Raw genomic sequence first — 12,386 nt, forward strand, 5'->3', positions numbered from 1 at the left:
CATCCGTGATGGCCGCAGCGTCCGCTCTTTGCCTGTTACAGCACGAAAAAGGCCCGCCGGAGTCATGCTCTGGCGGGCCTTTGCATAAGGGAGCGCTTCGTGCCTTCCCCGCGCTCCGGTATGCCCTTGGGGAAAAGAGTGTCTGTCCTTCCAAAAGAAGACAAAAGTGTGGCGGAGGGGCCCTGCCGCTTTGTTGGCAAGGGCCCCTCCCCCGAATGAGATTTACAAGCTCAGTCCCTGCAAACGTTCCAGGGCCTCGGTGGTATCCTCCTCACTGCCGAAAGCGGTGAAGCGTACATAGCCTTCGCCGCTGGGCCCAAAGCCCGCACCGGGGGTGCAGACCAGGGAAGTGCGGGAGAGCAGAAGGTCGAAGAACTCCCAGGAACCCATGCCGTCAGGCGTCTTCACCCAGATATAGGGGGCATGGATGCCGCCGTAGCAGGAAAGGCCCATGCCCTCGATGCCGGAACGGATACGGGCCGCATTGGCCATGTAGGCCGCGATGGTGGCGCGTACCTGTTCCTGCCCCTCTGGGCTGTAGACGGCCTCGGCGGCACGCTGCACGATGTAGGGACAGCCGTTGTACTTGGTGCTCTGGCGGCGCTTCCACATGTCCTGCAGGCGGACGCGGGAACCGTCCGGGCCGGGGATGGTCACCGCGGCCGGGATGGTGGTGAAGGCGCAGCGCAGGCCCGTGAATCCCGCCGTCTTGGAGAAGGAGCGGCACTCCACGGCCACTTCTTCGGCGCCGGGGATCTCGAAGATGCTGTGCGGCACCTCGCTGTCCGTATCCTTGATGAAGGCTTCGTAGGCCGCATCATAGATGATGAGGGCCCCATGGCGGCGGGCATAGTCCACCCAGGCAGCCAGAGCATCCCTGTGCAGCACCGTGCCCGTGGGATTGTTGGGATAGCAAAGATAGATGATGTCGGGCACCGCGTCGGGAAAGTCCGGCACGAAGTCGTTGGCTTCCGTGCAGGGCAGGTAGATGAGGTCGCTCCAGCGCTCGCCCGTCCACCGGCCCGCGCGGCCTGCCATGGCATTGGAATCCACATAGACGGGATAGACGGGGTCGGTGACCGCTACGCGGCAGGACAGGGAGAACAGTTCCTGGATGTTGGCCACGTCGCACTTGGAACCGTCGCTGATGAAGATGTCCGCGGCGTCCATCTGTACACCGTGGGCCCGGTAGTCATGCGCGGCGATGGCCTCGCGCAGAAAATCATAGCCCTGTTCCGGGCCGTACCCCTTGAAGGAGGCGGACGAGGCCATCTCGTCCACTGCCGAATGCAGGGCCGTGATGACGGCGGGCGGCAGGGGGCGGGTCACGTCGCCGATACCCAGGCTGATGACGGGCAGGGCGGGATGCTGTTCCCGGTGCGCGCGGACCTTGGCGGCCACCGTGGCGAAAAGATAGGCGCCGGGCAGTCCGGCGTAATGTTCGTTGCTGCGGATCATGGCTAGTCCTCCTGTCCCTGGGCAGGGCTGTATTCTCCAGAAAAAACGGTGCGGGCCGGGCCGGTCATCAGGACGTGCCCCGTCCGTTCATCCCAGCGGATGTCCAGCGTGCCGCCGCGCAACTGCACCGCCACTTCCCTTCCCGTACTTCCGGTCAGATGGCAGGCCACGGCCACGGCACAGGCGCCGGTACCGCAGGCTAGGGTCTCTCCGGCACCCCGTTCCCAGACGCGCATGCGTACATGTCCCGCGTCCATAAGCTGCACGAATTCGGTATTGGTGCGGCTGGGGAACCAGGGGTGGTGTTCGAAGGCCGGGCCCACCACAGGCAGATCCAGACTGTCCACATCGTCCACGAAGACCACGGCATGAGGATTGCCCATGGACACGCAGGTCACGGCCCATTCTCGATCCAGCACCCGGATGGGCTGGCCGATGCACGGGCTTTCGGGATCCGATGTCGTGTCGGGGCGGACGGGGATGCGCTGCCGGGCCAGTTCCGGCGTGCCCATGTCCACACAGACACGGGAGGGGCAGCCCCCGGCATCGTCCACCCGCTGCAGGAGCTTGACCCCGGCCAGGGTCTCCAGGCGGATGACGGGCCTGTCGGTCAGGGCATGCTCCCAGGCAAAGCGTCCCACGCAGCGGGAAGCGTTGCCGCACATCTCGGCTTCACTGCCGTCGGCATTGAACATGCGCATGCGCAGGTCGGCACTGTCCGGTGAGGTGGGCGGCAGGATGAGCACCAGCCCGTCGGAGCCCACACCGTAATGCCTGTCGCTGACGGCACGGGCCAGCGAGGGGATGTCCCCTTCCGCGAGCCGCAGATCTTCCGAAAATCCGTCAAGATAGACGTAATCGTTGCCGCAGCCTTCCATCTTGGTGAAGGCGATCTTACGCATGGTCGTTCTCTCCTCGTGCATGGAACACTTCTTCGGTGGCGGAGGCGGTCTCCGCGTCGTGGGCGGCTTCCGCCTGACGGCGGAGCACGTTCTTGTAATCCAGCGGCATGACCTTGACGAAGAGCGGCAGGGCGGCATCCCAGTTGGCCAGCAGGGACGCTGCCTTGGCGCTGCTGGTGCAGGCCACGTGCCGTTCCACCAGGCGGCGCAGCAGGGCCTGATCCTCTTCCTGCCAGACGGATTCCAGATCCACGCTTTCGATGTTGCAGCGGTTCTGGAAATGCTCGTCCAGATCGTAGACGAAGGCCGTGCCGCCGCTCATGCCTGCGGCGAAGTTGTAGCCGGTGCGTCCCAGGACGACGACGGTACCGCCGGTCATGTATTCGCAGCCGTGGTCGCCCACACCTTCCACCACGGCGCAGGCACCGGAGTTGCGCACGGCAAAACGTTCCCCGGCCTGGCCGCAGAAGTAGGCCTCCCCGGCGGTGGCGCCGTACAGGGCCACGTTACCGGCCACGGCCTGTTCCGCCGCCACGAAGCGGGCCCCGGTATCGGGGTGGACCACGATGGTGCCGCCGGCAAGGCCCTTGCCCGCGTAGTCATTGACGCTGCCTTCCACCTCAAGGGTCACGCCGGGGGCCAGGAAGGCCCCGAGGCTTTGCCCGGCCTGACCGTGGAAGTGGAGGTGCAGGCTGTCCTGGGGCAGACCGGCGGCCCCGTGACGCAGGACGATGCTGCCGGAAAGGCGCGCGCCCACGGCACGGTCCACATTGCGGATGGTCCGCTCGATGCGCAGATGGTCGCACTGGCCCGCCAGTACGGGTTCGGCGGCCTGATCGAGGTCCTGTTCCAGGGCCGTGGGTTCACAGACACGGGGGAAGCCCCCGGCATGGTGTTCGCAGGCCGCGTCAGGCGTCCAGAGCAGGCGCGAGAGGTCGAGGGAGGCCGCCCGGCCCGTGATGTCCGTACGCTGTGCCAGCAGATCGGCATGGCCGACGGCTTCGTTCAGGGAGCGGAAGCCCAGGGCGGCCAGTTCACGGCGCACGTCCCCGGCCAGCAGGCGCAGGAAACGTTCCACATGTTCGGGGCGGCCCTTGAAGCGGGCACGCAGCTTTTCGTCCTGGGTGGCGATGCCCGCCGGGCAGCGGCCCTTCATGCAGTTGCGGCACATGACGCAGCCCATGCTGACCATCAGCGCCGTCCCGAAGGCGAATTCCTCGGCGCCCAGCAGGGCAGCCACGAGCACGTCGCGCCCGGTGCGCAGCAGACCGTCGGTCTGGAGGGACACCCGCCGGCGCATGCCGCAGGTCACCAGCGCCTGATGCGCCTCGGCCAGACCGGATTCCCACGGCAGGCCCACATAGTGGATGGCGGAATGGGGGCTGGCACCGGTGCCGCCGTCATGGCCGGAGATGACCACGCAGTCCGCACCGGCCTTGGCCACACCCACCGCGATGGTCCCGACACCGCTTTCGGCCACCAGCTTGACGGAGATGCGGGCCGAAGGATTGAGGTGACGGAGGTCGTAGATGAGCTGCGCCAGATCCTCGATGGAGTAGATGTCGTGATGCGGCGGCGGGGAGACCAGGGAGACCCCGGGCATGGTGGCACGGACACGGGCGATGTCCACCGTGACCTTGTAGGCGGGCAACTGGCCGCCTTCACCGGGCTTGGCACCCTGGGCCGCCTTGATCTGGATCTCTTCCGCATGGGCAAGATATTCCGCCGTGACGCCAAAGCGGCCCGAAGCGATCTGGCGGATGCGGGAGCGCGCGTCATGACGACGGCCGTCCGCGTCCGTCCGGGGCGTGTTGCGGGCCGGATCCTCGCCGCCTTCACCGCAGTTGGAGGGCACGCCGCAGGCATTGCAGCCTTCGGCCAGGGTGCGGTGGGCTTCGTCACTGATGGCGCCATAGGAGATGGCCGCACCGACGAAGTGCCGCAGGATGGCCTCTTCCGGCTCAACATCGTCTAGAGGGACGGGGGCGCGGGCCGGGTCGGGCGCGATCTCCAGCAGGGAGCGCAGCGTGAAGCCCTGGGCTTCCTGTTCGTTGCAAAGGCTGGAGAAGGTCTGCCAGGCCGGGGAGGGAGCCTGTCCGTCCGTGTCTTCATTGACGGCCGTATGCAGGGCGCGCACGGTACGGGGGCTCCAGAGACGCGCCGCAGGGGCGGCAGCGGTGGTATCGGCATCGTCCCAGGCCTGCGCGTGACGCAGGGCGGCATCGCGGGCCAGGGTCTCCAGACCGATGCCGCTGATGGAGCAGGGCGTGCCCGTGAAATAACGGTCGATGACATCCTGTGACAGTCCTAGGGCCTCAAAGGGCTGCGAGCCGCGGAAAGATCGCAGGGTGGAGATGCCCAGACGGGCAAAGGCCTTGAGCAGGCCCTTCTTCAGGGCGTTGATATAGCGTTCCTGCGCGTCTTCTTCGTCAAGAGGCCCGGCGTCCGTGCTCAGGTGGCCTTCCCGGGCCATGCGGCGGACGGCATCCAGGGCCGCGTGCGGGCAGACGGCATTGACGCCGTAGCCGATGAGCTGCGCCATGTGGATGACCTCGCAGGCTTCGCCGCTTTCCGCGATGATGCCGCAGGCATGGCGAAGCCCGGCACGGATGAGATGATGGTGCAGGCCCGCGCAGGCCAGCAGGGCGGGGATGGGCGCCTTGTCCGCCGTCATGGCCGTATCGCTCACCACCAGGATGGTGGCCCCTTGGGCGATGGCAGCCTCGGCGTCAGCGAACAGGCGATCGAGGGCCGCGCGCAGAGCTTCTCCGTCGCCGTGGGCCGGGAAGGTGGCGTCAAGGGTGGCGGCCCGGACGGCGGGACGCCGCGAGGCCCGGATCCGGCGCATGTCGTCCGTGGTGAGGAAAGGATGGGGCAGGCGCAGGACAGCGCAGCTTTCGGGGCCCGGTTCCAGGATGTTGCCCGCACGTCCGGCATGGCCCATGAGCGACATGGACAACTGTTCCCGGTAGGGGTCGATGGGCGGGTTGGTCACCTGGGCGAAACGCTGCTTGAACCAGCGGAACAGGGATTGCGGCTCGTCGCTGAGGCAGGGCAGGGGCTTGTCCGTCCCCATGGAGCAGACGGGCTCCTGGGCGTTCTGGGCCATGGGCACGAGGACCTGACGCTGCCATGTGCTGTCGCAACCGGCCTGACGCAGACGGCGGTCCAGCGGCGGCAGGGCGTGCGCGGCATCGCATTCTTCGCCCATGCCGTTCAGGGTCTCAAGGCGCACGGCGTGCTTCTGGAGCCAGCGGCGCCAGGGCTGGGAGCGTATGACCTGCCCCTTGATCTCCGCATCAGGCGCGATGCGGTGGTGTTCCACGTCCGCCAGGATCATGCGCCGGGGCTGGAGCTGGCCGCGCTGGATGATGTCCTCTTCAGGCACGTCCACAAGGCCGCTTTCCGAGCCGAGCACCATCAGGCCGTCCCGGGAGACGCTCCAGCGGCAGGGGCGCAGGCCGTTGCGGTCGAGCATGGCGCCCACGCGCCGCCAGCCGTCGGTGAAGACGAGGCAGGTGGGGCCGTCCCAGGGTTCCATGAGGGACGAGTGATATTCGTAGAAGGCGCGCTTGTTGTCGCCCATGACGAAGGTGGGCCCGAAGGGTTCGGGGACCATCATCATCAGGGCGTGGGGCAGGGTGTAGCCCGCGCGGACCAGCAGCTCCAGCACGTTGTCCAGGGTCCCGGAATCCGAGGTATCGGGATTGATGACCGGCAGGGCGTCCTTCAGATGTGCTCCCAGCAGGGGCGAGGCGAGCACGGCCTCGCGCACGCCCATGTGGGCCGCGTTGCCGCGCAGGGTGTTGATCTCGCCGTTATGGGCGGCCAGACGGAAGGGCTGGGCCAGGGGCCACGAAGGCAGGGTGTTGGTGGAAAAACGTTCGTGGAACACGGCAAAAGGCGCGGCGCAGTCCTCGTCCGTCAGATCGGTATAGAACTCGCCCAGCCGGGAGCCGGGGAGCATGCCCTTGTAGACGATGCTCCGGCAGGAGCAGCTGGCCACATAGAACAGGCGGGTGTCCTGTCCCTGCCGGCGCAGTTCCTTCCAGATCAGGTTCTCGGCCATGTGCCGGGCAAGGAACAGGCGGCGTTCAAGGGCTTCGGGATCATGGAGCTCGGCGGCTTCGGGGGAGCTGGTATCCGGCAGGACGAGCAGCTGCAAAAAGCCGGGCATGGTCTGACGGGCGGCGGGAGCCAGCACGTCTTCGCGCACAGGGACGTCGCGCTCGTCTTCTACGCGCAGGCCGCAGGTCGTGAAAATCTCTCGGAAACGCTGCAGGCACAGCGCCCGCAGGGCCGCATCCCGGGGCAGGAAAAGCTGGGCCACGGCCCAGGGGGCGGCACAGACCGATAATGCAGGCCACTGGCGCAGGAAAAAGTCGCGCGGCAGGGGGAAGAGGATGCCGGCGCCGTCACCGTTCCTGCCGTCACCGCCGCCACGATGGGCCATGCGGGTCATGGCGCCCAGGGCCATGTGCATCACGTCATGACGGCTCTGGCCGTCCAGATAGGCAACAAAACCCACACCGCAGGCATCATGCTCCCGGCGGGGATCGAAAAGACCGTTCATATGTCACTCCTGGGAAGGCTGGGGAGTGGAGGGAAAACGTCCCCGGGCGGGGATGGTCATGCCCGGCCCGGGGAGACAAAGGAACCATTTCGGGGATCAGTGCAACCAGAGCATCTCCGCATAGGAGGGCAGCGGCCAGACGGCGGCATTGAGCATGCGCTCAAGAGCGTCACAGTGTTCGCGGCAGGCTTGCATGGCAGGGGCCACACCGTCACGGGCGATACGGGCGGCCGTGTGGGCGTCCGCAGCGGCACGCAGCGCAGCGAGCTGCTGTTCCAGAGCAGAAAGGCTGCTGTTCAGGCCCGCAGTATGGCCGCGCAGGCAAGTGAAACGCTCTTCTTCCATGGCGGCCTCATTGCTGACGGCCCGGGTCTTGAGTACCAGATCCGCGGCATTAGCCTGCTCCTGCAGGGCGACGGGCAGAATCTGTGTGCGAGACATGTCCAGCATGAGCGAGGCTTCGATGGCGATGGTCTTGGCGTAGGTGTCCAGCAGGATCTCCTGGCGGGCCAGCATCTCGCGTTCGGAAAGCACGTTCTGGCGCAGGAACACGTCCATCACTTCAGGTGTGTTGTAGCGTTCCAGGGCATCCACGGTAGTGGTCAGGTTGGGCAGGCCGCGACGGGCCGCCTCCACGGGCCACTCGTTGGAATACCCGTTGCCGTTGAAGACCACGGCCTGATGCTCGCGGAACAGACGGGGCAGCAGTTCCTGCAGGGCGGCATTGAGGCTCGTACCGGAGCCCACAGCAGCTTCCAGCTCGGTGGCGATGTCGTCCAGGGCGCAGGCCATGGCCGAGTTCAGGGCGATGTTCACCGGCGCGATGGACTGGGAGGAACCCACGGCCCGGAATTCGAACTTGTTGCCGGTGAAGGCAAAGGGGCTGGTACGGTTACGGTCGGAAAGATCCACGGGCAGGGGCGGCAGGGAGGAAACGCCGATCTCCATGCTGGTGCGGCCGGGCTTGTGGGCCACACCGTTCATGATGGTGTCGATGACGTCGGTCAGCATGTCGCCCAGATAGACGGAGATGATGGCCGGCGGGGCTTCGTTGGCGCCCAGACGATGATCGTTGCCCGCACCCACCGTGCCCAGACGCAGGGCGATACTGTGCTTGTGCACGGCCCGGAGCACGGCGGCCAGGAAGACGAGGAACTGGGCATTGTCCAGCGGGGTCTTGCCGGGATCGAGCAGGTTGTTACCCTCGGAATCACTGATGGACCAGTTGTTGTGCTTGCCGCTGCCGTTGACGCCGGCAAAGGGCTTTTCGTGGAGCAGACAGATGAAGTCATGCCGCGGCGCGATCTCGTGCAGCAGGTTCATGATGAGCATGTTGTGGTCGGTGGCGATATTGGCGTCCTCGTAGATGGGCGCGATCTCGAACTGACCGGGGGCCACTTCATTATGCCGGGTCTTGGCCGGGATGCCGAGGCGGAACAGGGCGTCCTCCACATCCTGCATGAAGGCCATGACACGCGCCGGGATGGAACCGAAGTAGTGGTCCTCCATCTCCTGGCCCTTGGCAGGCGGGGTGCCCATCAGCGTGCGGCCCGCCAGCAGCAGGTCGGGGCGCAGGGCGGCCAGACGGCGGTCAACGAGGAAATATTCCTGTTCCGGCCCCACGCTGGGACGCACGAAGGTGGCCGTATCGTTGCCGAACAGGCGCAGGATGCGCAGGGCCTGGCGGGAAAGGGCGGAGATGGAGCGCATGAGCGGGATCTTGCGGTCCAGGGCCTCGCCCGAATAGCTGTAGAACAGGGTGGGCACATGCAGGGTGCGACCGATGATGAAGGCAGGGACCGTGGGATCCCAAGCCGTGTAGCCGCGGGCCTCGAAGGTGGAGCGCAGGCCGCCGGACGGGAAGGAGGAGGCATCGGGCTCGCCGCAGATGAGCATCTTGCCCGAGAATTCGTTGATGACGCGGCCTTCGCCGGTGGGGGTCAGGAATGCGTCGTGCTTTTCGGCCGTCAGGCCGGTCATGGGCTGGAACCAGTGGGTGTAGTGCGTGGCCCCCTTGCTGATAGCCCAGTCCTTCATGGCACAGGCCACGGTATCCGCGATGTCCGGGTCAAGGCGTTCACCGCGGGCGATGGTGGCCTTCAGCGTGCGGAACACGGGCTTGGGCAGACGCTTTTGCAGGATGTCGAGGGAGAAAACGTCACAACCGAAGATGGTGTCGATATCGGTGGCAGGGGGCTGGTGGTCCGGATGGCTCTGGGCGATCTGCCGGATGGCATCAGTTCGAGCATTCATGGGGAGACTCCTTGGATCTCTTTTTTCAGGCGCGCCGGAAAGGAGAGGGTGACACCTTTCACGGCGGCCTGATGGGGAGGAAAACGGGAAAACTTCTGGCGGATGTTCCTTACAGGGCGGCGGGGCCGCGTTCACCGGTACGGATGCGGATGGCATCCAGCACGTCGTAGATGAAGATTTTGCCATCGCCGATCTCGCCGGTGCGGGCTACGGTAACAGCCTGCAGCACTTTTTCCAGTGCTTCGTCATGGACCACGATTTCGATTTTGATCTTGGGCAGGCAGTCCACGGCGTAGGTGGTGCCGCGATAGACTTCCGTATGCCCGTGCTGGCGGCCGAAACCGCGCACTTCACTGTAGTTCATGCCGTGGATGCCGATAGTGGTCAGCTGTTGCTTCACTTCTTCGAACTTGGAGGGGCGGATGATGATTTCGAGCTTTTTCATAGTAGGCTCCAGATATTCCTAGTGACAGGTGGAGATGTCTCGGCAGTTACAGGGTGTAGCCGCGTTCGTTGTGCAGGCTGAGGTCCAGACCCCGGGTCTCGGAGGCGGGATCCACACGCAGGCCCACCAGGGCATCCGTCAGCTTCAGCAGGATGCGGCTGACCAGGTAAACAAAGCCCCAGGTGGCGACGATGGAGATGATCTGGACCACGAGCTGCCACGGATTGCCGTAGAACAGGCCGTTGACACCGTTGATGCCGGCGGAGGCGAACAGACCGGTGGCAAAGGCGCCCCAGGTACCGCCTACACCGTGGATGCCTACCACGTCGAGGGCGTCGTCATAGCCCAGGCGGTTCTTGAGCAGGATGCCACCGTAGCAGATCATGCCGCCGGCAAAGCCGATGACCAAAGCAGGCATGACTCCCACGAAACCGGCTGCGGGCGTAATGGAGACGAGGCCCGCCAGCGCACCGGAGATGGCACCCAGGGTCGTGGCCTTGCCGAAGCGCAGGTATTCAAGGAGCATCCAGCCGAAGATGCCGCCGGCCGTGGCCAGATGGGTGGTGACCAGGGCGTGACCCGCAAGGGCGTTGGCAGCCAGAGCACTGCCGGCATTGAAGCCGAACCAGCCGAACCAGAGCAGGCCGCCGCCAAAGAGCGTCATGGGCAGATTATTGGGGATCATGGGCGTCTTGCCGAGATCAGCGCGGGGACCTACCGCATGGGCGCAGGCCAGGGCCGCGGCGGCGGAAGCCATATGCACTACGGCACCACCAGCAAAGTCCACGGCGCCCAGCTTGGCCATCCAGCCACCGCCCCAGACCCAGTGTGCCATGGGGCAATAGGCAAAGACCGTCCAGAGTGCGGAAAAGATCAGCATGGCCGAGAAACGGATGCGTTCGGCATAGGCACCGGAGATGAGCGCCACGGTAAGGGCTGCGAACATGCACTGGAAGGCCATGAAGACATTATGCGGCAGATTGGCTGCGGGGCCGTTGGCTTCGCCCCCCACGCCCATGAGGAACACATGGGCAAGGTTGCCGATAAGGCCGGAGATATCGCCGCTGAAGGCAAGGGAATAGCCGAACAGGGCCCAGATGATGGAAACCATCCCCAAGGAGGCATAGCTGTGCATGCATGTGGAGAGGATGTTCTTTGACCGGACGAGCCCGCCGTAGAACAAGGCCAGGGCCGGAGTCATGAGCATGACGAACGTGGCGCAAAGGATGATGAACGCGGTGTCTGCAGGATTCATGGAAAACCTTCCTGTGGTCTGGCGGTGCGACAGGTATCGGGCCTGTGCACTGCGGAAAATATGATTGCCGTTTTCTCAGACAGCGAGCAGCGGCAGACGGCACAGGACAAAGCAATCCTTGTGCCAGAAGCAGATATGAGGAAGGTTTGTTGATGTAATAAGCTAAAATTATTTATAAAAAATTTATATTTAACGAAAGCGCACCAGAATGCAGAAGAAAAAGAGTCCTTGGGAAAGGTATATTTCTACCAAATGGTAGGAATGTGCCGAATGTACGAACATGCGCTTTACGGCACAAACGGGATTTGAGGTTGATAATCTTTATAAATCAACTAGATATGAAGACATTTTTATTTTTCTACCAGGATGTAGAAAGTTGATGCGCTCTGCATTGATTGAACACCCAATCACTGAAAATTGAAATATATCGTATTGATATAATTATATTTTTTTAAATTTATACCAAAATGTGGACAAAGCGGAGCCGCAGGTCCGGACGGACAGACGCTATGTTACGAAGCGTTGTTTTGTGCCGTATAGTTCCCTGCGGACCAAGACAACAAGGGCGGAAAGATATGCCCTGGACAGGATCTGTGCAAAGGCGAAGCTGGCCTGCCTGCATGGTGAGGAACCCATCCTGCTTCTTGCCGGGAAAAGATGGTTTTCGTGCGCCCGCACACGGAATCCCGGGCGTGATGCGGGTATCTCCCTGTGGAACAAGAGGATGACCTTCAAACACAGACAAGGAGATCAGGATGCCCGGACAAGCATGGTTGGCAGGAAGGGGCGCAAGTGCTCTCAAGGTAGGGCGTGCCTGGCTGGGGAGCTGCTGCGGCCTGTTACTGGTGGCGGCTTTGGACAGACTGGCCGTAGGCGATTACGGCGTGCCCATGTTGATAGGTTCTTTTGGTGCCTCGGCGGTACTGCTGTTCGCAGCCCCGGACAGTCCGTTGTCCCGCCCACGCAATCTGCTGGGAGGGCACTTTTTTTCTGCTCTGGTCGGTGTGGCCTGCGCACAATGGCTGCCGCCCTTCTGGGCTGTATGCCTTTGCGTACCCACAGCCATCGCCGTCATGCTGCTGAGCGGGACAGTGCATCCGCCGGGAGGGGCCACGGCCCTTATCGCCGTCACAGGCGGAGAGCAGATCCGGCAGCTGGGCTTCTGGTATGCTGTAGTCCCCTGCCTGGCGGGTGCTGCCCTCATGCTGGCTGTTGCCTGGTCCATGACGGCAGCGACATATCTGTGGGCCCGCCTGTACGGTCGTGTGCGCGTGAAAGAGGGAGAGACGACGGGTCTCCATATCCTGTCAGGAAGGTAAAGTTCACGGGCGGTTGGGCAGGGAGCAGGCTGCCGCATGACAGGATCGGCGGATCCGGCAAAGAAAGGACTGTCCTCCCTGTATGTTTCCTGTTATCCAGCTGTCTTGCCTACGGAAAGGGAATAGGCTACATTATAAAAGGAGTAACCGAAGCACTGTCCTCCAGTGGCTATTCCCTTTT

7 protein-coding genes are annotated in these 12,386 nt (G+C 64.0%); 1 reads left to right on the top strand and 6 read right to left on the bottom strand.

What is annotated here, in order from left to right; translation table 11 throughout:
- Window positions 1-222: 222 nt before the first annotated feature.
- From ACQRCJ_RS05125 to ACQRCJ_RS05150, 6 genes are all read right to left on the bottom strand, one after another.
- The gene (locus tag ACQRCJ_RS05125) at window positions 223-1,458 is read right to left on the bottom strand and encodes an LL-diaminopimelate aminotransferase (protein ID WP_303955727.1); all 1,236 of its coding nucleotides are present in this window, start codon (window positions 1,456-1,458) and stop codon (window positions 223-225) included.
- Between the two features lie 2 nt (window positions 1,459-1,460).
- Window positions 1,461-2,360 (bottom strand): diaminopimelate epimerase, encoded by a 900-nt coding sequence (gene dapF / locus ACQRCJ_RS05130; protein ID WP_303955730.1) that lies wholly within the window; start codon window positions 2,358-2,360, stop codon window positions 1,461-1,463.
- Entirely contained in the window at window positions 2,353-6,933 is a 4,581-nt protein-coding gene (gltB, locus tag ACQRCJ_RS05135) for a glutamate synthase large subunit (protein ID WP_427799437.1), read from the bottom strand. The genes dapF and gltB overlap by 8 nt, the downstream gene beginning before the upstream one ends.
- Window positions 6,934-7,029: 96 nt before the next feature.
- The gene (locus tag ACQRCJ_RS05140; RefSeq protein ID WP_303953712.1) at window positions 7,030-9,186 is read right to left on the bottom strand and encodes a glutamine synthetase III; all 2,157 of its coding nucleotides are present in this window, start codon (window positions 9,184-9,186) and stop codon (window positions 7,030-7,032) included.
- A gap of 109 nt (window positions 9,187-9,295) precedes the next feature.
- Entirely contained in the window at window positions 9,296-9,631 is a 336-nt protein-coding gene (locus tag ACQRCJ_RS05145) for a P-II family nitrogen regulator (RefSeq protein ID WP_300705723.1), read from the bottom strand.
- A gap of 46 nt (window positions 9,632-9,677) precedes the next feature.
- Entirely contained in the window at window positions 9,678-10,886 is a 1,209-nt protein-coding gene (locus ACQRCJ_RS05150; protein ID WP_427799438.1) for an ammonium transporter, read from the bottom strand.
- A gap of 755 nt (window positions 10,887-11,641) precedes the next feature.
- Here ACQRCJ_RS05150 and ACQRCJ_RS05155 point away from each other — a divergent pair.
- Window positions 11,642-12,205 (top strand): HPP family protein, encoded by a 564-nt coding sequence (locus ACQRCJ_RS05155; protein ID WP_289615796.1) that lies wholly within the window; start codon window positions 11,642-11,644, stop codon window positions 12,203-12,205.
- The last annotated feature ends 181 nt before the right edge of the window (window positions 12,206-12,386 follow it).

The organism is Desulfovibrio sp. SGI.102 (assembly GCF_050314315.1).
GTDB lineage: Bacteria > Desulfobacterota > Desulfovibrionia > Desulfovibrionales > Desulfovibrionaceae > Desulfovibrio.